Origin of the sequence: Desulforhopalus sp. IMCC35007 (assembly GCF_005116575.1) — a bacterium.
Taxonomy (GTDB): Bacteria; Desulfobacterota; Desulfobulbia; order Desulfobulbales; family Desulfocapsaceae; genus Desulforhopalus_A.
Map to the genome: position 1 here is coordinate 50,491 of NZ_SWCN01000001.1, position 25,020 is coordinate 75,510.

A 25,020-nucleotide genomic window follows, 5' to 3' on the forward strand; every position below is an offset into this window, starting at 1 on the left:
ACGGAGTAAAAGATGGAAACAACAAAAACGACTGTATTACATGATTTCCACTGCCAGCAGGGCGCCAATATGGCCTCCTTTGGTAACTATGACATGCCGCTCTGGTACAAGTCGGGAACAAAGGCAGAGCATCTGGCAGTTATTGATTCTGCAGGCATTTTCGATACCAGTCATATGGCTGTGGTTACTGTAAAAGGAAATGGAGCAAGAGCACTTCTCCAATATGCTCTTACCAAGGACATCGATTCCTGCATCGGTATAAACAAGACACCTCTTACAGAGGGCCGCTGTGTTTATGGACTCTTTCTGGATAACGATGGCCTTGTGATCGACGATGCGATTGTCTACTGCCTGGGCGATGAGTCATATATGGTTGTGGTCAATGCGGGTATGGGGGGTGACATTGCAGTTCATCTGAAAGCATTGGCAGGTTCTGGGGCAGTAGTCATTGAAGATTTGACGGACCGGGTTGGCAAGATGGATATCCAGGGCCCCAATTCAGCTAAAGTACTCAAAAAGATAGTGAAAGATCCGAAGTCTCTTTTTGAAAAACTGATGTATTTTTCTTTTAAGGGTGGCTTTGGCAGCTGTATTTCGTCCAGCACGGTAGAGCTGAAAGATGGCACGAAGGTTCTGGTCTCGCGGACGGGATATACAGGCGAGTTCGGCTTTGAACTTTTTGTTGAAATAGGAGCCCTTGTGCCTCTCTGGAATCAGATACTTGAGGCGGGAAAAGAGTTTTCCGTCATTCCCTGTGGTCTTGCCGCAAGGGATTCACTGCGAGCAGGGGCAGTTCTGCCATTATCCCACCAGGATATAGGACATTGGCCTTTTGCCAATACCCCATGGTCTTTTGCCCTTGCAGACAGAGATGAAGCGGGCAATTTTACCAAGGATTTCCATGGGGCGAAGGCCTTACTGAAGAGTACATGGACGAGACATACCCTGGCCTTTGCCGGTTTTGATCCAAGGAAAATCGGGGCAGAGGAAGCAAATTATGTTGCCGATTCCGAAGGCCGGAAAATAGGCAAGATTCTCACCTGCACCACTGATATGGCCATTGGTCGGGTGGACGGCGAGATTCTGTCCATTGCCGGTAATAAGGAGCTCAAGGTCAAGGGTCTCTGTTGTGGCTTTGTCCTGCTGGATGTTGCCAGACAGCCAGGAGAAACCGTTTTTCTGACCGATGGAAAAAGAAAAATTGAAGTGGAAATCAGGGCGGATGTTCGCCCGCAACGTACTGCCAGGGCACCAATTGGCACTATGGTAGACTAACTTTTATAAATGAGGTGAGTTGTGAAGGAACTCAGTGAACTGATTTTTGTTGATGGGCTGCGTTACACCGAGGATCATGAGTGGGTGACGACAAATGGGGATACCCTCAGAGTTGGCATTACCGATTACGCTCAGGATCAGATGGGTGATGTTGTCTTTGTCGAGGCACCTGAGGTTGGCACAGAACTGAATAAAGGTGACGAATTTGGAACCATTGAGTCCGTTAAGGCGGTTTCAGAACTGTTCCTGCCGGTGAGTGGCAAGATCGTTGCGGTGAATGAAGATCTCGATGACGCGCCTGAACTGGTCAACGAAGACCCTTATAAAAACTGGCTTGTTGAAATCAAACCATCTGACCCAAGTGAACTCGAAGGGCTTTTGACCGTCGAAGCCTACAAAGAGCTACTGAAAGGATAAAATCATGCGATACTTGCCTCATACCAGCGAAGAAATTGATGCGATGCTGAAGGTTGTCGGGCGAAAGCGTCTCGACGAACTCTTCTGCTCAGTACCCGATGATTGTCGGTACGACGGAACGATGGATTTGCCTGAACCCATGACGGAATGGGCGCTGACTGACCACGCGAGTGAGTTGGCTGAGGCAATGAAAATTAACCATCGTCATAAGGTCCTGATAGGAGCAGGAAGCTATCATCATTATATTCCTGCGACAATTCCAGCCCTTATCAGCCGTTCTGAATTTCTTACCGCCTATACTCCGTATCAGCCAGAGATTGCTCAGGGAACCCTACAGTCACTGTTTGAGTACCAGACACTCACGGCCCGTCTTTTAGGCATGGATGTTGCCAATGCCTCGATTTATGATGGCGCCTCAGCCCTTGCGGAAGCACTGTTGATGGGACTGCGCATCAGTAAGAAAAAGAAAAAAGTGGCCATTTCCAAGGCGGTTCACCCCCACTATCGTCAGGTGGCAAGCACCTATCTGCACCCCTCAGAGTATGAACTTGTTGAACTGCCCTACGGTGAAGACGGTAGAACTGATCTGAGTGGCCTTTCTGAGATTGATGACCTCGCCGCAGTAGCCATCCAGTCCCCTAACTTCTTTGGGGTTGTAGAAGACCTCGAAGGTCTGGGCGAAAAGATCCATGCCGCAGGGGCGCTTTTTATCACAACCTTTACCGAACCTCTCGCCTATGGCCTGTACAAGAATCCCGGTCAGTGTGGTGCGGATATTGTCTGCGGTGAAGGCCAGAGTTTTGGCCTACCCAGATCCTTTGGTGGAGCAGCCCTCGGGATGTTTGCCTGCAAAGATCAGTTTACCCGGAATATGCCTGGCCGACTGGTGGGTGAAACCATCGATATGGACGGTAAAAGAGGTTTTGTTCTGACGCTTTCCACCCGTGAACAGCACATCAGAAGGGAGAAGGCGACGTCTAACATCTGCTCAAACCAGGGCGTCTGTACCGTTATTGCCTCCATGTATATGGCATCTCTTGGCGGTTCCGGTCTTCGACGTCTGGCAAAGCAGAATTTTGACAAGATGGAATACCTGAAGTCAGCCATGCAGGCCAAAGGGGCAAGAGCCGTTTTTAACTCCCCTGGTTTTAACGAAGCCGTAATCGAATTTAAAAACGATTTTAAACCGGTCTTTGATACCCTTGTGGAACGTGGAATTGTTGCAGGTCTTGAGCTTGGGAAATACTATCCGGAGCTTGCCGGCAAGTATCTTTTTTGTGTGACTGAAACAATATCTAAAGATGTGATAGATGCAGTTGTTGCGGAGGTGAAATAATGGCCAGAAATCCAGGTACAACCGGACTGATAATGGAAGAGCCTCTGTTATGGGAAAAAGGTAAAAAAGGTCGACTGGGGATGAGTATCCCTGAGTCTGACGTCCCAGAGGTTGCAGCAGATGCCGCCCTTACCGGAGCAGGACCCGACTTTCCTGATCTCAGTGAAGTTGATGTGGTGCGACACTATACGAGATTATCTCAATGGAACTTTGGAGTTGATACCGGAATGTATCCACTTGGCTCCTGTACCATGAAGTATAATCCGAAAATCAATGAAACATTCGCTGCAACCCCCGCACTTGCCGCCGCCCATCCAATGTTGGCGGACGAATATGTCCAGGGAAATCTGCAGATTATGTACGAGTTGCAGAACTATCTGGGCGCCATAACCGGTCTTCCGGGGGTCACATTGCAACCGGCCGCCGGAGCCCATGGCGAGTTGACTGGGATGCTGATCTTTGCAGCTTACCATGCCAGCCGGGACTCCAAGCGCAACAAGATTCTCATCCCCGATACGGCCCACGGGACAAATCCTGCCAGTGCCGCACTTTGTGGTTATAAACCGGTACCTCTGAAGTCCGGTTTTAACGGGATTCTGACGGTCAAGTCTGTGGTCGATGCCATGGATGAGGAAACCGCAGGGATCATGATCACCAACCCCAATACTCTGGGGCTCTTTGAGACAAATATTCGAGAGATAGCCGAAGCAGTACATGCCAAAGGTGGTCTTGTTTATGGTGACGGGGCCAATATGAACGCGGTCATGGGGGTGATCAATGCTGCAAAATGCGGTATTGATGTGATGCATTTAAATCTGCATAAGACTTTTTCCACCCCCCATGGCGGTGGTGGACCGGGTGCCGGCCCTGTCTGTGTGACAAAAGAGCTCGAGCAATTTCTGCCCGTTCCCCGCGCCGTCAAGGTAGGTGACAGGTATAAATTAGAATACAACTGTCCGCAATCAGTGGGCAAGGTCCACAGCTTCCACGGGAATTTTTCGGTTTTGATGCGGGCCTACAGCTACATCCGGACCATGGGTGCTGAAAACCTCAAAAAAGCAAGCCACCTGGCGGTACTCAATGCAGCCTATATCAAGGAACAGTTAAAAGGTACTCTTAAACTTGCCTATAACAGGCCATGTATGCACGAATGTGTTTTCTCCGATGAATGGCAGCAGGAATATAAGATTACCACCCTTGATATCGCCAAAAGGCTAATCGACTATGGGTATCATCCGCCGACCATTTACTTTCCACTGGTCGTCCATGGTGCCATCATGATTGAGCCCACGGAAACAGAGTGCAAGGATGACATTGACCAGTTTATCGAGGCGGTGAAAACGGTGGTTGAGGAAGGTAAAACCGACCCGGATAACCTCAGAAAAGCACCCGTCAATGCGAAACTGAGAAGACTCGATGAAACCCAGGCGGCCAGGAGACCCTGTCTCTGTGGCTGAGAAACCGCAAAAAGCCAACCTGCTCGATCTCGGTCTCAGCGATTACGCTGGGACCTATCGACTGCAGCAGGAGCTTGTTGCCAGAAGAAAAAGCGGTGGGTTGAATAAGGATCTTTTTCTCGTAACAGAACATCCGGCTACATTTACCCTTGGCAGACGAGGAGGCCGGGAAAATCTGATGGTCTCTGAGACCTTTCTTCAAAAAAGACAGATTCCTCTTGTGCATATTGAGCGGGGTGGAGATATAACCTTTCATGGACAAGGCCAGCTTGTTATATATCCGATCTTTGATCTGCGCAGGGGGGGGCTTACCGTGGCAGACTATGTCGCCTGTCTTGAAGAGGTGATGCTGCAACTTGCCGCAAGCCAGGGAGTTGTGGCCAGCCGGGATAAACGCAATCATGGGGTCTGGGTTGGGAGTAAAAAACTGGGCAGTGTTGGTATTGCCATCCGCCATGGAATTTCTTTTCATGGACTGGCCTTAAATGTAAATATCTCACTTGAGCCGTTTTCCTGGGTGAATCCCTGCGGCCTTACCGGAGTGTCCATGACGACCCTATCCAGGGAAGCAGGCCGGGATATACAGCTTGCCGAGGTGAAACAAGGTGTGGGAGACATTATAGGCGCAGTATTTGGGCGCCATATTTCAGTTGTTTCGGAGGTACCAGAAAGTGACACAGTGCAATAATAAGATTCGTGTTGGCAAGCCAAAATGGTTGCGGCGCACCCTGCCAACCGGACCGGAATATGAAAACATCCGAAAGCTTCTGAAAAACCATTCCCTCACCACAGTCTGCCAGGAGGCAAAGTGCCCCAACCAGTTTGAGTGTTACGGCGAAGGTACCGCAACCTTTATGATTTTGGGTGAAAAATGCACCCGTAACTGCAGATTCTGCGCGGTAGGCCATCCACCGGAGTCCCTGCCGGACCCGGAAGAGCCTGCAAGAGTTGCCGAAGCCGTTGTTCTTTTAAAGCTGCGCTATGCGGTTGTGACTTCCGTTACCAGAGATGATCTTGCAGATGGAGGTGCGTCTCTATTTGTCAAAACCATTGAGGCTATTCGCAGGGAGAGTCCAGAAACTTTAATTGAAGTCCTGATTCCAGATCTCCAGGGAAACTGGCAGGCCTTGAGGACGATTGTAGAGGCAAGGCCGGATGTTCTCAACCATAACGTCGAGACCATCTCGCGCCTTTATCCTGAGGTACGCCCGCAAGCTATTTACAGCAGATCTCTTGAGCTGCTGAAAAAGGTAAAAGAGATGGCTCCTGGGATGGTGACGAAATCGGGCCTTATGGTGGGGCTCGGTGAGACCATGGAGGAGTTGACAGAGACCTGGCGAGATATCCTGGCATCAGGCACCGATATTCTCACCATAGGCCAATACCTCCAGCCCAGTGCGGAGCATCTTGAAGTGCAGCGATTCATTCCACCCGAGGAGTTTGACATCTACACTGAACGGGCAAAAGAAGATGGTTTTACCGGTGTCGCTTCCGGGGCCTTTGTCCGCTCCTCATATAAAGCAGAAGCTCTTTATCGTAAGGCTGCGAAAGCAATTGAAGTATAAATGCATCGCGGGGCGGTTCTGGGACGCATTCAGATAAAATAACGACATCAGAGTCTAAAGAAACGATAGCATCTATCATTTTATCAGGAATCTTCGTCTCCTTAACCCTACGATTTACATTCAAAGCGATCACTTTCATTTTTATTTTGCGCAACGCTGTTAATCAGCCGCACTGCATTACGGGTCGGCTTACTCGCTTTGTCATGCAGTTGCATGGCTATGATGGCAGGGTCTCTATCATATCGAATTTATGGAGATCTGTATCCCAATTTGCTTTGCTGGAAACAAAAATGTGAGCTGTAGGAGTGGTGGATATATCACAATCAAGGCTTGCAGCAGGGACCACTAATAGCTCACCTCCCATTTGAATATTTGGGAGGGCGGATCCACAAATTGAGCAGAAGGATTTGTTGTGTTGAGTTGCAGGCAAAGTAAAATTTGTGACTTTATCCTCTCCTGATACCCATTGTAATTTGGCAGTAGAAGAAAAAAGATTGGCTCCATGAGCCGAGCCTGTATCTTTTCGACACCGGCTACAATGACAAAGATAGAAATTTTCAAAATCACCATCTATTTCGAAAGTGATTTCACCACAAAGGCATGATCCTGATTTTACACTCATAGATTTAACTCCTCATGATTGTGACTGATACAGCCAGGGTGCACATAACGTCGCAGTTCTCCTGTAGCTCTCACCTGTTGCGACTAATGGCTTGTTGGCAGATACCTGTTTTTTACATGATGGAATATCATACCAAGATGCTGTATGTCTGCGATCACGTGTCAAGGCCATACGCGCGAAGTCCCACATCACTTTTTGGCCGGCAGATCCCAGTTATCGTCTAATTCTATCAGAACCGTCACGCCTTCCTGGGTCACCAGGTTTATCTGCAGATATGCAATCAGGAATTTTCCGTTTGGACTGAAGCTTGCGTCGGCCGCCACAATGAGCTTCTTCTTAAAGGTCGGTAAATTGGGATTATTGAAATCTGTGAGCCGTACCTTGTCGCTTCCGTCAAGGTTCATCGACCAATAATCAGTGCCCCTGTTCATGTTCTCCTGGCCGGTCATCCATACTATCCGTTTCCAGTCGGGTGAGTACATTGCATGTTCGTTCCATTTTTCGTCTGCCAGGCAATCCAGCTGAGCCTGTTTGATGTCATATTGATACACCTTTGAATGAAACGCCTTGCTGTTGTCAAAGGTCGAAGTGAACAACAGCTTGTCATTGTCCCGGAACAGGCCATGATTTTCGTACCATCCGGGTTTCCCGGGAACATACGACTTTAAGTTGGACAAAACGGGTTTGCTTTCTTCGATAGCGAAGTCCGCAACCTGGATTTTCCACTCGCCGTAACCCTTTAGGAAATCCGGCGCTTTATACATCTCGCTCCACGTCAGCTTGCTGCCTTCGTGTGAGAAATGAGGATGCAATACGCCACTGGTGTCATCATCTGGGGTGTTGGTCAGGCGAAAGAGACGTCGTGTCTCCAGTTCCATCAACCACAAATCGGAATGCCTTCCTAACCCAGGCGTGGCGGCCAGATCCCGTCCCCACCTCCCTTGCTTGGGCTTCTTCTGGGCCTGGAAGACCACGTACTTACCGGATGGATGCCATTCTGGTTGGCCTACATGTCCCTTGCCCAGGACCGCCGACAGATCGCAAGTGAGACAGACTTCATCGCCGCCTTCAGGTCGAATCCGGTAGATGTCGTAATAACCGTCCTCGCTCTTTCGATCCAACAGGATATACTGGCCGTCGTAGGACCAGCTGACCCTTCCACCGCTATCAGAGAGCGGAGTGATCTTTTTTACCCGACAATTTAGCGAGCGGGCTGAGCCGACAATTTGTATCAACTCCGGCGTCTCGGTGATGGATGCATCCACTTTCCCCATATTTGCTATAGTGACGAGACAAAACGCCGTGGTGACAAGCAGTTGAGTGATCTTCAATTTCCTAACTCTGTTTACTGCACGCTATCATGGGGTGAAAGTCCCCTGTAAGTGTTCCTGAATGAGGTATTTAATCTAGCATGAATTACCAGCCGAAGGCAAGGGAGTTACCACGAGGCAGGGTCTGCAAAGAAGCCGGAGTGCAGGTAAGTGCAGACTGGCTTACTGGGGCCGGTACAGTGCCGTATGACATGTCCAGTTCGGCGTTTTCAACGCTTAGGTTCCATGGGATCCGTCCGGGAGGACTGCTGCCCGAGTTGTTTGGCGAGGCCGATGAGAATTCCTTCGGGGCCTCGGATGTAACAGAGTCGGTAGATACTTTCGTAATTGACGACTTCATCGACCACTGTCGCACCGAGCTTGCTGAGCCGGGCAAGGGTATCGTCGAGGTCTTCAACGGTGAACATTACGCGCATGTATCCCAGTGAGTTTACCGGAGCTTTGCGGTGATCAGATTCAATGGCCGGGGCGTCAAAGCGCGAGAGTTCGATGCGGCTGTAGCCGTCTGGGGTACGCAACATGGCAATCTCGACGCGCTGGCCGCGTACTCCGGTAACCCGGCCGGCCCATTCGTCATTGATGGTCATGCGGCCTTCGAGGGTAAGACCGAGTTCAGTGAAAAAATCAATGGCGGCATCGATGTTTTCCACTACGATGCCAACATTGTCCAAACGTTTAACTTTCACGATTTTTCCTTATTGTCGAACAGGCTGTGGGGGAGCGTCCATTTTGGCCGTTTGCATTGACGTACAGCCGACAGTGAATAGTGCAAACAGAATCACATACATGTTCTTCAATTGAACTCCTGATTCCTGGCGTCTAAGGTTGACTTGAACGGAGAGTTTCAGCGAGTCCGAGCGGAGTGAGACGAAGCGATTTCAAACGTTTTGCCATCTGCACCGTTTATGGATTATGACGTCAATTCTTACGTGCATGATATGAAATATAAATAAGAATTGATAAAAACATAAAACCAAACGTAAATAACATTATCGCTTGAGCTCTGCCAATTCCTGGTTCAATTATGGATAAATTATGTGAATTTTCTCTATAATATACCGTCACATATGTACCGACCGGGTATTTGCTTAGAATGTCTTTTGTGAATTCATTTGCAGATGAACCACAACATATCGTACTGGATTTATATTCTTTATTATCAACAAAATATTGGTAAATAACCTCAAGAGAGTAGCCTCTTCTTTCAAACTCTGATTTTTCTATGGAGGATTTAATGATAATTCCTCTTGTTGTAGGGTTATTTGTGGGAAAGAAACCACAGTTCAAATATGTCGAGTAAGCAGAGTAGATGAAAGCACTAAAGGTCAGAAATGCCAAAATTGTTAAAATGCATCCTTTTTCAGTATTATCAGTGGGTTGGTACATTATTGTTTTTGTTCAGATAATTGCAGAATTCAGGGGGCGCGATGCTTGCGGGGGCTCTGAAATGTTTTGTGACCCAAATATTATTGTAGTTCTGGTGTCGTACATGGTTCTGATCAACTTCACCGAATAAAATGAAGTCAGCACTGCCGATAGTTTCATCATTGTTCTTCTCGTAAAACTGGATGGCTCTAGAGTTGTGTACCCATGCCAGTAACCATTTAATAGGGCTGAAACTTCGGGATGCACTTTGTAAAAGTTTGCGACCAATACGTTTCCCGACTCCTATGAAGTTGTTTTGTAACATCCTGGATCTACGATGTAAACATCAATGAAACAGCAGTCTTTTGGTTGACAAGGCAAGAGTGATAATCGGCATGGTCTAAACGAGGTTTTTCTGAAGGATCAAAAACAATTCCTCCGACCAATAAGCAGCCAGCAGCACAAACGTTTGTTGCTTCTGCTCCTACCATAAGACGGTACACCTGTCAGTGTTGCCTGGGGGAGTGAGGGGGGATAGTGCAAGTAACTACTTCTGCGAAAGGTAAACCCCGCCTAAGATCAGACCTCCTGCAAAGAATTGCCAGAGGGTAAAGGCCTCTCCTAAGATAAGCCAGCCGAGAATGACAGAGAATATTGGGATGAGATTGACGAAAATGGCACCTTTGTTTGCCGGAAGACATTTAATTCCATAGTTAAATAAGCCATAGGCTCCAAGGGTGATGACGGCGCCCAGATAGATGATCGCCAGACCGGAGTGGGGCTCAAAACGCAGAGGAAGCTGTGTTGAAGGTAAAAAGAGCAGGGGAAAATAAAACACACAGCCAATCAGTGCCTGGATTGCGGTGAGAAAAAACGGTGAATAGCGGTCGGTCAGCGCTTTAAGTGATATCGTATATCCGGCTGCACAGACCATGGCAAGCAGTTCCAGGAAATTTCCAAGGACCGGATTTGGTGCATCGCTGCTGGGACTGCTTTCGGCGGTCAGCCAGAGCACGCCAAGCACTGCGATAACGGCTCCGGCCCATGCTTTTTTACTCACTTGTTCTTTGAGAAACAGAGCCGCTGAAACCATAACGAGGATGGGGAGCATGGCGGTGATGATACCCGCCTGGGACGCGGTGGTGTTCTCAACGGCCTTTGCCTCAAAAATGAAATAGAGACAGGGTTCACAAAAGGCCATAAAGAGGATCAGTTTATAATCACCCTTTTGGTAGTTGAGTGAACTTGTCAGTCTTTTTCCTATCACGAGAAAGCAGATTGAGGCAACCAGCATACGGCCAAAGATAACAACCATCGGGTCGTACTCACGAAAGGCTATCTTTAAAGCTATAAAGGAGCTGGACCAGAGGACCATCGCCAGAACAAGGGCAAGGGTAGGCAGTGGCAGCAGTTTGCTGCTGGTGGTGGAGATCATGGTCTGGTTATTGGTCCTGGAGGAGCCGGTCCCCTGTCAGGAGGGAACCGGCAGAAATGAAGTGTGTCTTAGTTTTGCAATTCCCATTGGCCCATACTGTTTCTACAGGCAGTGGTATAGGTTTTCTGGGTTTTGCCATCAATGGTTGCGAGGATTTCAGCCCTGCGGCAGAAGGTGTTAGGATTCTGAGGTGGGATGTACGCGGGTTGCGGTGTCACCTGATAGGAGTTGCCGCTGTCTGGATTCTGCCACGATGTCGTTTGACCGGATGGACCAAACTCGTAGGTCTGGTTGAGTTCCCGCTTGTCGTATTTATCCATTTCGTTTCCGACGATGTAACCGAGCATGGTACCAACCGCAGCACCAATCAGTGTTGCCTCGGTATTTCGGCCGATGGCCTGGCCGATGATGGCTCCACCTGCGGCGCCAATACCAGCCCCTTGAGTGCCTCTGCTGAGTTGCTGGTTGGCACAGGAGGTGAGGGTAAGCAGTAATATGGGTAGTAAACCTAGAATTAATTTTTTCATTGTAGTCTCCTCTAAAAAAATGATTGTGGTATGGCCTGCGAAAATGTAGCCGATCCCTTAATTATAAACATCCTTTTTCTCTATGGCGGTAATGATTTATTATCCTTATTCGTTCATCGTATCGGGAGTTTCGCTATTCTCTTCTGAGTCCGGAGTATTTTTACGGTTTTGTGGCGGCTGAAGGCCAAGATTTGAGAAAAACGGTGGCAGGGTAGATGTGTTTTTGCGGTCTGTTGTTTGAACTGCAGCATCCACTCCACCCGTGTTATCTGCTCTATTTTCGCTATCTTCCTGGTCCGTCATAACCGGTTCTTCTCGTGTCTCTGCTGCCGGAGGTGTTGCCTCCAAGCTGACCGGTTTTTGTAGTGCAAGTATCTTGGTATATATTCCGTCAGGTATCAGGCCAGTGCTTGCGGGACGGCTTTGCAGGTGGCTTGCTTCACCAGGCTCTGAAGCCTGTGCAAAGGTGTTCTCAGCAGTATTGTCCAGAGCAAAAATCTGTATCCCGTAATTGTGCAACGACTTGAGGTACCGGGTTGTTTCTTCACTGCCTCCGGTTAACATTTCTGCAGGCAGGGCAATGGCTGTTGCGTAGGAGGCCAGAATACGCAACCCGCTGTTGGTGAAAAGCCAATTGTGGAATGAATCAGACTGCATCGCTAACTCCACTTGATCGGAATCCTTAGCCGTAGCCGCCTCAAAGCGCTGGATCAGAGCGTATTTCTCCTGTTTTTCTGATTGAGACCAGTTGCTGATCTTTTGCAGTTCATCGGGGTCGCTGCTTTGGAGGTAGATCTTGTCACCGGGTAAAAATCCAGCAGTTACCAGTTCCTGGAGAATGGCCAGACTAATCTCTTTACCTTCTGTTCTGTAAAACTGTGGATCCTGGATGTCTATGACCACGCCGGTATTTTTATGAAGGAGGGTGTTGAGTCTTTTTATGAGAACAAGTTCTTCTCTGAGAGAGGCAATACCAAGAGAGAAAACGGGCTCTTCCGTTGTAAATGCGTTGCGCTGCCGGAGTTGCCGCAATTCGCTCATGGTAAAATCCACGGTGTAGTAGCTCCCGTCATCTCTCTGCCTGTCTGCAAATAGTTCAGCAACATCAGTTTGTTTGTCCAGTTGAATTCCCCTGGAGACGATCAGCTGATTGTCTGCACTCATGTTGACGGGAAGCTCCAGGTAATCTGTATTCTGTGTTACTGCAACCGTGGTTGCCACAAGGCTGTTTGCCACAAGATTCTGACTGCCCGCGTCCTGGACAATGATTATGCCGGGGGCGGTCTGCCCGTTACAGGGGGATACTGCGAAAAGAAAGAAGAGTGCGGTGCTGAGATGTCTGTAAAAAATGTTCATGGTGTTGTTCTCGATGAAATTTCAAGAGGTAAACTGCTGTCTCGCTGTCAGACTATATTAAGGTGGTTGATAATTGCAAGAAGAGGTCGCAGACGATTTAAAAAAGAAGGTCCCTGAAGCTCTCGATGGAGGGATAGCTGCCGGAAAAAACAGGGGGGAGCTTCGAGCTGGGTTTTGCTATGTGTATCAGATGTTTAAGCCCGTAGGCCCTTGCCGAATCGAGCACTCGTTCAGTGTCATCCACAAAGAGGGTTCGCTCCTTGTGAAAAGGCTGGATAGTCTGGAGAGTCTCCCAGAACTCTATCTGTTCTTTGGCATGTCCCACATCCTGGGAACAGATGATACGCTTAAAGGCGTCCCCTATCTGTATTTTGCCAAGTTTTACCTCCAGGGTCCTTGGATGGGCGTTTGTCACCAGATAGATCTCTTTTCCTCTGTCTTTCAGGTGCTCGAGAAATTCTGTGACAAAAGGTCGAATATTGATCAGATGAGCTATCTCATCTTTGAGCGCAGCAATATCGAGGTTCAGTCTCTCGGACCAGTAGTTCAGGTCAGTCCACTGGAGGGTGCTTTCCACTTGTTTATAGGTGCTGACAAGAAGTTGCCGGCACTCTTGAGGGTCAACATTGTTTTTTTGGCTGTAGACCTCTGGAACATATTCCTCCCAGAAAAAGTCGTCAAAATATTTATCGAGCAGAGTACCATCGAGGTCGAGGAACACCAAGTCGATTGTATTCCAGGTAAAATCTGGGCTGTGTTGTCTTGTCATGGGCTTAGACTGTCCCCGCCAGCTGGTTCAGGGAGCTGAGTGCATCGGTTATTGTGGTAAAGACATGCTCGATGGAGGTGAGTGTGCCAGGAAAAACCAGGCGCCCATCGGGGGTGAATTTCGGGATGATGTTTCTTTTTTTGCTGGTATGTTTTGCAAGAAAAGACAGCAGTATATCAGGAGTGAGCGGCGTGTCGTCGAGGAAGCTGAAAACAACGGAGTCTCTTCCCTGTTCGAGTTTACTGATACGTAATCTGGCCAGATCCTTTTTCAGAGCGACAACACGCAGGAGGGTCTGCGTCTCGGTTGGAATCGGGCCATAGCGGTCGACCAGCTCGTCTTTGAGATCGATCTGCATTTCATCGCTCGAGGTGGCAAGAGCTGCAATTCGTCTGTAGGTGATATAACGCTGACTGATATCCGGGATATAGGTTTCAGGGATATAGGCGGAAAGCTGGAGGTTGATTTCCGGATCTATATCGTCCGGGGTATCGCTGTTATCTCCACGATGTATCTGGGCCTTGAGATCGGCTACGGTCTTCTGGAGCAGATCAAGATAGAGATCGTAGCCGATGGCCGCAATATTACCGCTCTGACTGACTCCGAGCAGGTTGCCTCCCCCGCGAATCTGCAGATCACTCATGGCGAGTTTAAAACCGCCTCCAAGCTCGTTACAATCCATCAGTGCCCGTAGCCGTTCCTTGGAATCTTTACTCAGGCTGTCAATGGATGGTACCAGCAGGTAGGCAAAGGATTGGGTAGTGGATCGGCCGACACGGCCGCGAAGCTGATAAATTTCGGCAAGTCCAAGGGTATCCGCCCGGTTTATGATGATCGTGTTGGCAGAGGGGATGTCAAGCCCGGATTCGATAATGGTCGTCGCCACAAGAACGTTGATCCTCTTGTTGACAAAAGAAACCATAATCTCTTCCAGTTCTTTTCCGGCCATCTGGCCGTGGGCCACGGCAATTTTGGCATCCGGGACGAGCTGCTGCACCATTGAGGCAATCTTCTGGATTGATTTGACCCGGTTATGGACAAAAAACACCTGGCCCCCTCGGCGGAGCTCTTTGCTGATAGCCTCCTTGATGACCAGTTCGTCAAAACGGGCGACAAAGGTCTTCACCGGCTGTCGGTGTTCCGGTGGCGTGGAGATAACCGAGAGATCGCGGATGGAGAGCAGGGACATCTGCAGGGTTCTCGGTATTGGGGTGGCCGTAAGGGTGAGGATGTCCACCTCCGCCCGGAGTTTTTTCAGTTTTTCCTTGTGGGCCACACCAAACCTGTGTTCTTCATCAATGATGAGGAGACCAAGATTTTTAAACTGTACATCTTTGGAGAGCAGGCGATGGGTACCAATAACAATATCAACCTTTGCCTCGGAGATATCTTTGACCAGACGCCGCTGTTCGGCGCTGGTACGAAAGCGGTTGATGCAGCCGATGTTCACCGGAAAGCCCTTCAGACGTTCTGCGAAGGTTTTGGCATGCTGCTCGGCCAGTACCGTTGTCGGTACCAGGATTGCGACCTGATACCCGTCTTCTACCACCTTGAAGGCCGCCCGGATAGCGACTTCGGTCTTTCCATAGCCAACATCCCCGCAAACCAGCCGGTCCATGGGTTTATCCGAGGTCAGATCGTCGATAACGTCACTGATAGATTTGGCTTGTCCCGGGGTTTCATCAAAGGCAAAAGATTCTTCAAGTTCATGAAACAGCGCTCCTGGAGGAGAAAACTGCCGACCCTCTTTAATTTCACGCTTGGCGTAAATATTGAGCAGTTCCTGGGCCACTTTCCACACTTCTTCCTTAACCTTGGACTTGGTTATTTTCCAGGATTGGGAACCGAGTTTGTCAATTTTAGGTTCCTTGTCCGATAGTCCCTGGTAGCGGGAGATCAGGTTGAGACGGTCGACAGGCAGGTAGAGTTTATCCCCTTCACGGTACTCAATGAGCATGAAATCTTTTTTAACAGACTGGATCTCTATGGTTTCAAGGCCGCGGTAGATTCCAAGGCCATGATCCCGGTGGACAATAATGTCACCTTCATTGAGCTCGGTGAAACGAACCGGCTCTCCCTTGCTTTTCTTTTTAGACTTGCCTCCAACCCGCATCTCACCAAAGAGTTCGCTCTCCGAGAGGATGTGGAGAGCAGGCTCGAGAAAAGAAAAACCTTCAGAAAGAGGGTGGTCACAGAGATACAGGGTCTCCACACTGCCACTGGTGCTGAGCGTATCAAGACTCAGGGGAGATTCGATACGTTCTACTCTGTGCTGGTGCTTACTGAGGAGCTCGGCCAGATTTTTGGTATGTCTGGAAGAACGGCAACAGATAACAACCCGGGCCTGCTGTTGCTGCCAGAGATGGATCTGATCCGTGAGTGGAGCAAGCAGACCAAGCTTTGCCCTCTTCAGGGAAATTTCCTGCTTTAACAGCTGGTGATTGCTGGTGGCAACGCTGACACTCGGGGTACCTTCTCTTGGAAAATCGCTGATCTGAACCTGGGGAAAAGATTGGAATGACTTTTCCAGCTCATCCTGGTCGAGAAAGAGTTGCTGAGGCTCAAGGGCAGGGGTGCCGGACATGCAGGCTGTCTGATAGTTTTTTTCAATTCTTTCCAGGCTGAGCTGCATGCTTTGGCGGATGCCCTCGGGGTCGAGAAGACAGAGCAGACAATTTTTGGGAAGAAAATCGAGAACCGTTGAACTCGGTGTCTTCTCATCCTGGTAATAAAGGGGGAGAAAAAACTCCATTCCGGCAAAACGTCTGCCGGTACTACTGCGCTCCATGAGGCGCGCGGTTTCATCACTTCGCCAGTTATTGATTTCCCCAAGTTCTTCAAAAGTTCGGGCGATTTTTCGCTGGTCTGATTTGTTCCCGGAAAGCAGAATATCGGTAACAGGGAGCAGTGTTGCCTGGTTGATATCGGCTGTTGACCTCTGGCTAAAGGGGTCAAAGGACCTCAGCGAATCGATGGTGTCTCCAAAATAGTCGAGTCGAATGGGGCCGTCATGGAGCAGCCCTTCTTCCATGAGGAAGGGGGGCGGAAAGATATCGATGATTCCACCTCTCAGGGAAAAGTCTCCAATGGACTGGACGAGCGACACCTTTTCATAGCCGAGAAGGTCGAGTTTTTTGAGAAGATCATCCTGATCACACCCTTCTCCTGCTTCTATATACTCGGCGACATCTGCAAGGAGCTGCGCTGGCATGATGCGTCTCAGCAGCGCCTCTATGGAGGTTATGACGATTGGTGTCCGGCCTTCCCGTAATCTGTACAGTGTTGCAATACGCTGGGCGGTGATGTTTTGATCAGGAGAGAGCGGGGTGTAGGGTGGAATCTCCTGACCTGGGTAGACGAGGATTTCACGGTCTGTAAAAAGCTTGAGGTCGTTTTCAAAGCCCGCAATCAGATGTTCGTCAGGAACGATAAAGCAGCACGGGTTATGGGAGTCAATTGTTGCAGCAAAATGGGCAGGACTGCTGCCTCTTAACCCCTGCACTGTGAGGGGTGAGGTCTGGTGGACTTGGGATAGGATTTTATCGTATAACATAAACAAAAATTGCCGGTCATGTAAAATACATAACCGGCATGGAAAGAAAGAGTAAAGGTCCAGGTGTTAGAAAGATCCACCTACACTGAAGTCCCATTCCGATGTGGATTCATCTTCATCAGGATCGAGATTGTATCCCCAGAAGACCTGCAGTGGTCCCATGGGCGAGAGCCAGCGAAAACCAAGACCGGCAGCCTGCTTAATTGAGCTGGTTTCTCCAAAAAATTCTTCATCGTCATCGAGGACCTGTCCAACATCATAAAAGACAACGCCATTGATGCCCTGGGATTCAAGAAGTGGAAAGATAACTTCCGTGTTGGTGTACCACATTTTGTCACCACCAATATCTTCGCCAGTGTCAGGATCTTTCGGGCTGATTGAGGCATACTCAAATCCCCGTATGGAGTTTAGGCCACCAAGGTAGAAACGTTCGTACACAGGAAGTTTGTCGGTTTCATTTTCAAAGACCTGTCCGGCTGAACCTTTGACGTGGAAGACCGTTCTTGCAATCATAGGAAAGTACCAGCTGGTAGATCCTTCGACCTTTGTAAATTGAGCATCTCCTCCTAACGGGCCTCCTGCATATTTTACGCTGACAACATTTCGGGAACCTTTGGTCGCGCTATATTTCAGGTTGGTAGTGTCACGCACAAGAGAAAACTTCATCGCACTGGTGAGATGCAGATCTACAGAGTTGCGGATGATATACGAGGCATCGTCGGAGACATCGGTTAGATCAGTGTCTGTAAGGCTGTAATTACCAAAGAGTTTCCACTTTTCAAACACCGGATAGCCGATCCGTATACCGCCACCGGTAGAATCCTTGGTGTAATCGTCATATTCCCGCTCGGTCTTAAAGAGGTCAGTTCCCCAGGAAAGTTCCGAATCGTTGAGATGCGGATTGGTATAGGCGAGATTGTAGAGTGAACTGCTGCTGCTCACATTGGCGGAAAGTGACACGGTGTCACCACGGCCAAGAAAGTTATTTTCACTAATCTGGCCCATGAGAATAAGATTGTCTGACGTGCTATACCCCATACCAATACTGAATGTACCTGTACTCTTTTCTTTCACCTGGATGATGACATTCATCCGGTCAGGATCAGGCGATGGCTCAGGGGTGATATTGACCTCTTCAAAATAGGCAAGCCGCTGCAGGGCCTGGGTGCTTGTCCGGATAGCCTTGGAATCGAACACCCCGCCTTCGGAGATTCGAAGTTCCCGACGGATGACGTTATCACGGGTCCTGGAATTTCCTTTGATGGTGATACGATTGATATAGACAAGATTGGCCTTATCGATATCAAAGACGATATCCATCCGATTGCCGATGGCAGATTTGGTGATGCGTGGACGAATGCTGGCAAAGGCGTAACCTGACTCAGCGTAGTAGTCCGTCATCTTCATTATATCGTCGCGAACGGTCTGACGGCTGAGAAATTTTTCCTTACGGATGGAAAGCAGGTTGAGCAGGTCATTTTTATTGGTGAGGATATCACCTGTGAAATCCACAGTTCCGACACGAAAGCGTGGACCTTCCTCGATGATGAACTTGATGTAGAGCCACTCATCTTTCTGGGTGATGACTGGCTCGCCGATCTTGGCCTCTAAAAAGCCGTTATTGTTGTAAAAAGCAACGATTTTCTGGCCGTCCTGCTCGATTTTGTTCCTGTCGAGAAGGCCTGATTCGGTAAGCCAGGACATGAACCAGCGTTCTCCAGTGTCAATCTGATCCTGAAGTTCATCGGCTTCAAAGGTGGTATTTCCTTCAAAAGAAATTTCCTTGATGTAAATTTCTTTTCCTTCATCAATGACAAATTCGACCACTGCACCAGCTTCATCGGGATAGCTGATATTCGATGAGACCTTGCTGTTGTAAAAGCCTTTGGTTTTGTAGAGCTGTCTGATGGCCTCTTCTGCCTGGCTGATTTTTGCGGGGTTTAAAATGAAATGTTCTTTAATATTGGCAGCCGCTTTGACATCCTCTTCTTTCAGCTCATCGATTCCCTTATAGAGTACCGATTTGATGACCGGCTTTTCAACAACGCGGAAAATTATTTTTTTCCCTTTTGAACTGTCGCTGACATCAATCTGTACATCATTGAAATAGCCCATCTTGTAAATGGATTTGAGGTCATTGCGCAGGGTTGCCTGATTGTAGATGTCTCCTGGCTTGGTTTCAATCTTGCCCAGGATCGCCCCGGAGTCGATACGCTTATTCCCGTCGGGTGCTATGGAGGCGATTTTGAAGTCCTTACTGAGGTAGTTTGCTATTTCTCCTGCTACTTCAGAGAGCATGACAGGTAGATCGTCGAGGGAGTTACCTGTCTTAAAATAATATGTTGGTGTTGTCGGGGCAAACAAATCAAATAATTTGACATCAAGGGCAACCTGGCTGCCGATGACTGTCAGATTTCCGGCAACAATATTATCAGCCTCTGTTTTTGCAGAGATCTTTTCCAGGACACCGGCGGCTGGTGGCCAGCTCCCGCTGTAATCAGCAAGCTTTTCTGCTTCATTCCTTGGGATAAATGAGAGATCCCTGCCACTGATGGTTGCCTGTACTTTTTCATCAGCCAGCTTAGAGAGCTGGTTTACATTTTCAGCACTCTTAATGTTCAGTGGTAAAAACAGAGTTTTGCCTGAAGATGCCCAACTGTTGGACACCGTCAAAAAAAGAAGACATAACAATCTAATGGATAAAACAAGAGATTTGTGCCCACGGCAATGGGATAACTGGGGGGTTGGTGAAGTCATGAATAATTTCCTGTGAATGAGATCAAAGACCGTCTGTATCGATAACCCAAAGTTGGTTTAATAACTGTTTGGAATACAAACCAAGGCCATACAAAGAGGAGTAAGGCAACGCAGTTATAAAATCTCGCATATTATGCCATGTTTGGAGGTAATTGCAAACCTTGCAGTAGCCAAGAGATGAAATTTATCTGAAAATTTGGTTATAGTTGAGATATTCAGGGGTAAAAGAACAGGGTAATCATTTGATAAAGTGCACAGTAAATGAGCGTTAACCATGTGGATCAAAACAATATATCAAGGATGCCTGGACCTGCTTTTCCCGCCTCGATGCGGTATCTGCCAGATTTATCTGGAGGCTGGGAACCGTAAAACATTATGTCCGGATTGCCTGAGCCGTGTCCGTTCTCTTCAGGAACCTGTCTGCTTGAGCTGTGGGATTGAGGTGTACAGTGCCGGTACGGGCCAGCCGCTTTGTGGAGAATGTCTGAGAAAGCCTCCTCCTTTTGATTTTGCCCGCTCTCTTTTTCGCTATGATGACGATATACGCCTTCTCATCTCACGTTTGAAATACAATAAAGACATGTCAGTTCTCCCCTGTCTCAGTGAACTGATCCAACAGAGCGAACTCACTTTATTTGCTTCCTGTGATTATTATGTTCCGGTTCCCCTGCACAGAAAAAGACTGCGGCAAAGAGGTTTTAATCAGGCATTATGGTTGACAAGGCTTTGTTTTGGGAAACATAATCCACGGATTGCCCCTGCGGTTTTACAGCGAACCATAAACAGTGTGCCCCAGGTGACACTTAATGGCAGGGAGCGCAGGAAGAGTCTGAAAAAAGCATTTATCTGCAGTACAAAAATTGATATTTCAGGGGCATCAGTATGTTTGGTGGATGACGTGTATACTACCGGAACCACGGTGTCGGAGTGCAGTAGAGCACTTTTGGCCGGGGGTGCTGAGAGGGTTGTCGTACTCACCCTGGCAAGGGTAGCTGTCCCCCATCGTGGCAGAGGCGGAAGCTGAAAAAAATTACAGTGTGATTATTTTTTTGTGAGTTCTCTGAAGCCCGCGGAATACCGCAGCTCTGATATCGATGACATCGATAATTTGAGATATTTCGAGTTATTTCTATAAAAATAGAGAAATATTGAAATCTAATAAAAACTGTAATTGTTAATAACTTTGTTGAAACTGTTGTAACCCTGCCATATGTCGCGAGAAAAAGTGAATTCTTTCTAAGCGTGGAAAAATAAGGGGAAAAAGGAGGTATATTTTTTGAACTCAAGCTTTACGGGCTCTCTAGCACTGTGTGCAAAAATTCGTACTTCGGTGGAAAAATTTCGCGATACCGTCTTTGACCAAAAACTCATATTGGAGTTAAGTCTGGCAATAATTTTTACATCAGGTGGTTCCACTGGATGTTTCTGCACGGGATGTATTTTGTTGATGATGCTGGTTCTTATTTGAGTTTGCCGGAAAGGTGGTGGGGTATTTTGTTCCCTAAATGCCTTTGTTGGGTAAATGTGTGTGTATGTGATTTAATTCAGCAGAGAGGGAGAAGATCTTCGGTATGATCTGGGATAAAGTTAAAGAGAATCTTAAAACAACTATGGCGGAAAATATATTCCAGTTATGGATAGAGCCGTTGCAGTTTAAGCAACTCAAAGGTGATCAATTTATTCTTAAAAGTCCTGATCGTTATTTTAGTGCGTATGTTAAACAGAACTTTGCGCCTTCGATAGAAAAGCAGCTGGCTGAAAATGGACTGGAGCAGAGCAGGGTCGTTATCTGTGAAGAGGTTGCCTCCAAACCCGTCGTGCCGGTGGTGAGAAAACAGAAGCCGGCGGCTCGAGTTCAGATGCGTCTTCCTAACGTTCCTGCAAATAATTCAAAATATCGTAATCTGCATCCTCGTTACACCTTTGATCAGTTTATGGTTGGAGAGTCGAATATCCTGGCCGAGTCTGCCTGTCGATCTGTAGCGGTCTCAGACGGTCTGGTTGGTCCCTGTCTTTTTATCAACAGCGGAACCGGACTTGGTAAAAGTCATCTTACCCACGCGGTCGCCCATAAGGTGTTTGCCGAATCGCCGATGACACGCTTACACTACCTTACAGCCAAGCAGTTTGCGGCGGAGATGATTCATGGTATCCAGACCAAGACCATGGATGATTTTAAACGCAAATATCAGGAAAACTGTGATATTTTATTGGTCGAAGATGTCCATTCTCTCACGGGAAAGAAAAAGACCCAGGAAGAACTCAACGATGTTCTGGATATGCTGATCAAATCCGGTAAAAGGGTGATTCTGACAGCCAACAGTGCACCAAGAGATTTACTCGGAATTGATAATGAGTTCCGTTCGAGGATGAGTTCGGGACTGGTAACCTCAATAAAGGCCCCGGATATAAAGACTCGTTCCCGTATCATAGAGCAAAAGGCCATGCAGCAGCAACTTGGCCTCAATGAGGAGCTGGTCGCCTTTCTTGCGAGCCACATCAAAGGTGACGTGAGAAAGATTGAATCCGCCCTTATTGCCCTGAGATCAAAGGCGCAGCTCACCGGCGGCTATATAGATATGGATCTTGTCCGGGAAGTTGTGGAAAATGTTGTGGGAGTGGGACAGGGGCTTACGGCGGCTATGATCTGCGATCTGGTGAGTATTCAATTTAATGTCAGCGTCAAAGACCTGCAGTCGAAATCCCGTAAGAAAATCATTACGGTACCGCGACAGATTGCGATGTATCTTGCCAGAAAGCACACCGAAGATTCTCTGGCTGATATTGGTAAGGCATTCAACAGGGACCATTCTACGGTGCTCCACTCAATAAAGGTGGTCTCAACCAAACTGGTGCGTGATACTTCTGTTAGCGCACAACTTGATATACTCGATGATAAGGTGAGCCAGCTTTAGGAAAAGAAAGCATGAAGCAGGATGGGGGAGGTTGCCCCTGTGAAGATTCGAACAGATAGTGCTGAGTCGTATTGAATGTAGTTTTACCCAGTTTATAATGTAATCCCCCGTAAAAGCAGGTTGCTCTTACGGGGGATTCGTTTTTTCCCTTCTTTTAAATCAGCGCGGACGCGTAAAAAGTCATTGTGTTTCTGTAGCGGGTCTCTGATAACAGTTTGATGTCTGAGGCTCTTGATTAAAAATAGACGCCTTTGAGCTCCGCATCGTACTTTTTGCCCGAAGAGTTAAGGAGTGCTTCAGCGACCCTGGTGCCGCTTTTCATCATGTCATTTAGCCCGATACCCTCCCAGCCAAAGCCGCAGATAAAAAGGCTCTTGTCTTTTTCCTGAACAGATTTTTGCCAGGCAAGTAATTCTGGATATTTCCGTTCAAGTTGGGGGATACCGCCATCGGAGCGAAGGATTGTCGTGTAGACGGGATCCTTTTTAATGTTCAATATGTCTTGGACATCTTTTAGAGCGAGCCGCGTCATTGTCTCCTGGTCAAGGTCAAGACGTTCGGGGTGTCGTCTGCCACCAATGAGAGTTTCAAAAACGACGTGGCCTTCCGGTGCCCTTCCGGGAAACATGTTCGAGGAAAAAAGTGCGCCGAGGGTAAAGCGCTGCTCCTGTTCCGGGGTGAGAAAGCCAAAGCCCGGCGGGATGACAACATCATCGGTAAAGCCGAAGACAACCGTTGAGATCCAGGTCTGGGGAACCGATTGCAGAGGGAGGTATGGGTCCACCTCAGCCATGAGTTTTAAGGCCGCGTTGATAGGCAGACAGCAGACAAGGTTCTGAGCGGTGAAAAGTCGGTCTCCGGCGGTAACCTCCCAACCATGGTTGGTTCTGCGAATGGCGGTTACTCCGCAGTTGAGTCTGAGATTTTTACCGGGGACAAGGTTTTCCGCAAGTCGCTCAACCAGACGAACCATCCCAAGGGGAAAACTGGTCATGGCGGGCATGGAGAGTTTTGGACCACCTTCCTTTTTTTTCTGACGCATCTTTGCCAGCAGGCCACGGAGTACAGAGCCATACTGCCGCTCCAGAGCTCTCACCCCAGGCATAACGCTGTCTATGGTGAGTTTATCAAAATCTCCGGCATAGGTGCCGGTGTAAACTGCGTCTACATAGGGAAGAAGAGCAGGGCCAAACCGGTGACTGATCCACTTTGCCACGGTAGGCTCTCCCTCAAGAACGGGTTTCCACAGATCAGCGAGTACCCGCAGTTTGGCATGCCAGGGAATCAGTGGTGCCATGAGAATTTTGCGGGGTGTCTGGGGGATCAGGTTCAGCCTGCCTCCAAGATAGACGTATCTGACAAAGTCAATCAGTGGTGCCTTCACTGTTTCACTGTCAAGGCCGGTTTCCCGAAGAAGCTGTTTTGATTCCTCGCAGTTATCCAAAAAACCATGGGGGCCTATCTCGGTGATAAAGCCACCTTCTCTGTGGGTTTTGATGACACCACCTGTCCGTCCGTCTTTTTCAAGAATACAGAAGCTGTGGTTTGGGGCCTGGAGTTGTAATTTATGTGCCACGGTAAGCCCGGAAAGCCCGCCGCCTAAAATGAGTGTCTGGTATGTATCGTTCATTGAAGATCTATGTTTATTTCAGAATTTTCTATGGTAATAGCAACCCAGCCGCCGTTGCGTAACATCCCGGGATTGACAATGGGGCAGTTTTCTATGGCATCTGTCCCCTTGGCCTCATGGATATGTCCTGCGACACAAAGGGCGGGTTGATATGTTTCTATAAGGTTGCGGATGGCAGTGGAACCAACATGCTTTCCGCTGCGAATCCGATCAAGCCTGGTATTATAGGGCGGTGTATGGGAGATGAGCAGGATCGGAATTTTCCTTTTGTACAGTGGTTCAGCAAGGGAAACGTACTCCATGCCTTGTCTGTAGACGGCTTTGGCCAGGGTGGAAATCTCTGCTTCTGAAAACTCAGAAGGTGTTGAAAAGGGGGTGAAATTAGAGCCACCAATACCAACAAGACAGACCCTGTCGTCAACCAGCCTTGCCTGGCCATGCAAATTTATTCCAAGGTCCTCCAGATAGGTATTCACCTCGGGTTTGTCGAGATTGCCGAATTGGGCAAGGCAGCGTGGATTTACGGCAAGCGCCCGGTTGAGGACCTGACGCACCTCCTGCTTGCCTCCGTAATTGGTAAGATCCCCATTTAATAGAATAAGGTCTGCATCCTCGATCCCTGGAATTCTTTCAAGATATTCCGGGGCCATGTGTATGTCGCCTACGGCTATGATTTTCATGGTAATTTAAGCGGGCAATAGGTGCGAGTC

The 25,020-nt window shown here is 48.3% G+C and carries 21 protein-coding genes; 9 read left to right on the forward strand and 12 right to left on the reverse strand.

Going from position 1 to position 25,020, the window contains the following annotated elements:
- Positions 1 to 12 precede the first annotated feature (12 nt).
- From FCL48_RS00220 to lipA, 6 genes are read left to right on the forward strand one after another with little or no spacing between them, the layout of a single operon-like run.
- Positions 13 to 1,275 (forward strand): aminomethyltransferase family protein, encoded by a 1,263-nt coding sequence (locus FCL48_RS00220; RefSeq protein ID WP_136870223.1) that lies wholly within the window; start codon positions 13 to 15, stop codon positions 1,273 to 1,275.
- Between the two features lie 21 nt (positions 1,276 to 1,296).
- Positions 1,297 to 1,692 carry a glycine cleavage system protein GcvH gene (gene gcvH, locus FCL48_RS00225; RefSeq protein WP_136870224.1) on the forward strand — a complete coding sequence of 132 codons (396 nt, stop codon included), beginning with the start codon at positions 1,297 to 1,299 and terminating at the stop codon, positions 1,690 to 1,692.
- A 4-nt stretch (positions 1,693 to 1,696) separates the two neighbouring features.
- Complete coding sequence (gene gcvPA / locus FCL48_RS00230; RefSeq protein WP_205747604.1) at positions 1,697 to 3,028, forward strand: aminomethyl-transferring glycine dehydrogenase subunit GcvPA; 1,332 nt, start codon at positions 1,697 to 1,699, stop codon at positions 3,026 to 3,028.
- A complete protein-coding gene (gcvPB, locus tag FCL48_RS00235; RefSeq protein ID WP_136870226.1) occupies positions 3,028 to 4,485 on the forward strand; it encodes an aminomethyl-transferring glycine dehydrogenase subunit GcvPB in 1,458 nt (485 codons plus the stop codon). Before gcvPA ends, gcvPB begins: the two co-directional genes overlap by 1 nt.
- Positions 4,478 to 5,173 (forward strand): lipoyl(octanoyl) transferase LipB, encoded by a 696-nt coding sequence (gene lipB / locus FCL48_RS00240; RefSeq protein ID WP_240744693.1) that lies wholly within the window; start codon positions 4,478 to 4,480, stop codon positions 5,171 to 5,173. Before gcvPB ends, lipB begins: the two co-directional genes overlap by 8 nt.
- Positions 5,157 to 6,050, forward strand: a complete 894-nt coding sequence (gene lipA / locus FCL48_RS00245; protein WP_136870228.1) for a lipoyl synthase — start codon at positions 5,157 to 5,159, stop codon at positions 6,048 to 6,050. Before lipB ends, lipA begins: the two co-directional genes overlap by 17 nt.
- 217 nt (positions 6,051 to 6,267) lie before the next feature.
- Here the strand turns inward: lipA and FCL48_RS00250 are convergent, their stop codons facing one another.
- The 4 genes from FCL48_RS00250 to FCL48_RS25805 form a co-directional block, all read right to left on the reverse strand.
- Positions 6,268 to 6,672, reverse strand: a complete 405-nt coding sequence (locus FCL48_RS00250) for a GFA family protein (RefSeq protein ID WP_136870229.1) — start codon at positions 6,670 to 6,672, stop codon at positions 6,268 to 6,270.
- Positions 6,673 to 6,860: 188 nt separating this feature from the next.
- Positions 6,861 to 8,003, reverse strand: a complete 1,143-nt coding sequence (locus tag FCL48_RS00255) for a hypothetical protein (protein ID WP_136870230.1) — start codon at positions 8,001 to 8,003, stop codon at positions 6,861 to 6,863.
- Positions 8,004 to 8,212: 209 nt separating this feature from the next.
- Entirely contained in the window at positions 8,213 to 8,689 is a 477-nt protein-coding gene (locus FCL48_RS00260) for a VOC family protein (RefSeq protein WP_136870231.1), read from the reverse strand.
- A 232-nt stretch (positions 8,690 to 8,921) separates the two neighbouring features.
- Positions 8,922 to 9,389 (reverse strand): DUF3592 domain-containing protein, encoded by a 468-nt coding sequence (locus tag FCL48_RS25805; protein WP_136870232.1) that lies wholly within the window; start codon positions 9,387 to 9,389, stop codon positions 8,922 to 8,924.
- Here FCL48_RS25805 and FCL48_RS24880 point away from each other — a divergent pair.
- The gene (locus FCL48_RS24880) at positions 9,313 to 9,519 is read left to right on the forward strand and encodes a hypothetical protein (protein WP_169309007.1); all 207 of its coding nucleotides are present in this window, start codon (positions 9,313 to 9,315) and stop codon (positions 9,517 to 9,519) included. The two genes, FCL48_RS25805 and FCL48_RS24880, sit on opposite strands and share 77 nt — an antisense overlap.
- A 396-nt stretch (positions 9,520 to 9,915) precedes the next feature.
- Here the strand turns inward: FCL48_RS24880 and FCL48_RS00270 are convergent, their stop codons facing one another.
- From FCL48_RS00270 to bamA, 6 genes are all read right to left on the reverse strand, one after another.
- Positions 9,916 to 10,803, reverse strand: a complete 888-nt coding sequence (locus FCL48_RS00270; RefSeq protein WP_136870233.1) for a DMT family transporter — start codon at positions 10,801 to 10,803, stop codon at positions 9,916 to 9,918.
- Positions 10,804 to 10,871: 68 nt separating this feature from the next.
- Positions 10,872 to 11,330 carry a glycine zipper domain-containing protein gene (locus FCL48_RS00275; protein ID WP_136870234.1) on the reverse strand — a complete coding sequence of 153 codons (459 nt, stop codon included), beginning with the start codon at positions 11,328 to 11,330 and terminating at the stop codon, positions 10,872 to 10,874.
- 105 nt (positions 11,331 to 11,435) lie between these two features.
- The gene (locus tag FCL48_RS00280; RefSeq protein WP_136870235.1) at positions 11,436 to 12,686 is read right to left on the reverse strand and encodes a glycerophosphodiester phosphodiesterase family protein; all 1,251 of its coding nucleotides are present in this window, start codon (positions 12,684 to 12,686) and stop codon (positions 11,436 to 11,438) included.
- A 97-nt stretch (positions 12,687 to 12,783) separates the two neighbouring features.
- A complete protein-coding gene (yrfG, locus tag FCL48_RS00285; RefSeq protein ID WP_136870236.1) occupies positions 12,784 to 13,455 on the reverse strand; it encodes a GMP/IMP nucleotidase in 672 nt (223 codons plus the stop codon).
- A gap of 4 nt (positions 13,456 to 13,459) precedes the next feature.
- The gene (mfd, locus tag FCL48_RS00290) at positions 13,460 to 17,008 is read right to left on the reverse strand and encodes a transcription-repair coupling factor (RefSeq protein WP_136870237.1); all 3,549 of its coding nucleotides are present in this window, start codon (positions 17,006 to 17,008) and stop codon (positions 13,460 to 13,462) included.
- 66 nt (positions 17,009 to 17,074) lie between these two features.
- On the reverse strand, positions 17,075 to 19,765 hold the full coding sequence (gene bamA, locus FCL48_RS00295; protein WP_240744694.1) for an outer membrane protein assembly factor BamA: 2,691 nt from the start codon (positions 19,763 to 19,765) through the stop codon (positions 17,075 to 17,077).
- A 274-nt stretch (positions 19,766 to 20,039) separates the two neighbouring features.
- Here bamA and FCL48_RS00300 point away from each other — a divergent pair, with 274 nt between their 5' ends.
- Both FCL48_RS00300 and dnaA read left to right on the forward strand, forming a co-directional pair.
- The gene (locus FCL48_RS00300; RefSeq protein ID WP_136870238.1) at positions 20,040 to 20,789 is read left to right on the forward strand and encodes a ComF family protein; all 750 of its coding nucleotides are present in this window, start codon (positions 20,040 to 20,042) and stop codon (positions 20,787 to 20,789) included.
- A 547-nt stretch (positions 20,790 to 21,336) separates the two neighbouring features.
- Positions 21,337 to 22,680: a chromosomal replication initiator protein DnaA gene (gene dnaA, locus FCL48_RS00305; protein WP_136870239.1), complete on the forward strand. Its 1,344-nt coding sequence runs from the start codon at positions 21,337 to 21,339 to the stop codon at positions 22,678 to 22,680.
- 235 nt (positions 22,681 to 22,915) lie between these two features.
- On the opposite strand, the gene hemG is transcribed toward dnaA, so the two are convergent.
- On the reverse strand, positions 22,916 to 24,310 hold the full coding sequence (gene hemG / locus FCL48_RS00310; RefSeq protein WP_136870240.1) for a protoporphyrinogen oxidase: 1,395 nt from the start codon (positions 24,308 to 24,310) through the stop codon (positions 22,916 to 22,918).
- On the reverse strand, positions 24,307 to 24,990 hold the full coding sequence (locus FCL48_RS00315) for a metallophosphoesterase (RefSeq protein WP_136870241.1): 684 nt from the start codon (positions 24,988 to 24,990) through the stop codon (positions 24,307 to 24,309). The genes hemG and FCL48_RS00315 overlap by 4 nt, the downstream gene beginning before the upstream one ends.
- Positions 24,991 to 25,020: the final 30 nt, after the last annotated feature.

Coding starts and splice junctions, on each gene's coding strand:
- gcvPA (WP_205747604.1), top strand. CDS start 1,697: ATGCGATACTTGCCTCATACCAGCGAAGAAATTGATGCGATGCTGAAG.
- FCL48_RS25805 (WP_136870232.1), bottom strand. CDS start 9,389: ATGTACCAACCCACTGATAATACTGAAAAAGGATGCATTTTAACAATT.
- bamA (WP_240744694.1), bottom strand. CDS start 19,765: ATGACTTCACCAACCCCCCAGTTATCCCATTGCCGTGGGCACAAATCT.
- gcvPB (WP_136870226.1), top strand. CDS start 3,028: ATGGCCAGAAATCCAGGTACAACCGGACTGATAATGGAAGAGCCTCTG.
- yrfG (WP_136870236.1), bottom strand. CDS start 13,455: ATGACAAGACAACACAGCCCAGATTTTACCTGGAATACAATCGACTTG.
- FCL48_RS00300 (WP_136870238.1), top strand. CDS start 20,040: ATGTGGATCAAAACAATATATCAAGGATGCCTGGACCTGCTTTTCCCG.
- FCL48_RS00220 (WP_136870223.1), top strand. CDS start 13: ATGGAAACAACAAAAACGACTGTATTACATGATTTCCACTGCCAGCAG.
- hemG (WP_136870240.1), bottom strand. CDS start 24,310: ATGAACGATACATACCAGACACTCATTTTAGGCGGCGGGCTTTCCGGG.
- FCL48_RS24880 (WP_169309007.1), top strand. CDS start 9,313: ATGAAAGCACTAAAGGTCAGAAATGCCAAAATTGTTAAAATGCATCCT.
- FCL48_RS00315 (WP_136870241.1), bottom strand. CDS start 24,990: ATGAAAATCATAGCCGTAGGCGACATACACATGGCCCCGGAATATCTT.
- mfd (WP_136870237.1), bottom strand. CDS start 17,008: ATGTTATACGATAAAATCCTATCCCAAGTCCACCAGACCTCACCCCTC.
- dnaA (WP_136870239.1), top strand. CDS start 21,337: ATGATCTGGGATAAAGTTAAAGAGAATCTTAAAACAACTATGGCGGAA.
- FCL48_RS00280 (WP_136870235.1), bottom strand. CDS start 12,686: ATGAACATTTTTTACAGACATCTCAGCACCGCACTCTTCTTTCTTTTC.
- FCL48_RS00250 (WP_136870229.1), bottom strand. CDS start 6,672: ATGAGTGTAAAATCAGGATCATGCCTTTGTGGTGAAATCACTTTCGAA.
- FCL48_RS00270 (WP_136870233.1), bottom strand. CDS start 10,803: ATGATCTCCACCACCAGCAGCAAACTGCTGCCACTGCCTACCCTTGCC.
- FCL48_RS00275 (WP_136870234.1), bottom strand. CDS start 11,330: ATGAAAAAATTAATTCTAGGTTTACTACCCATATTACTGCTTACCCTC.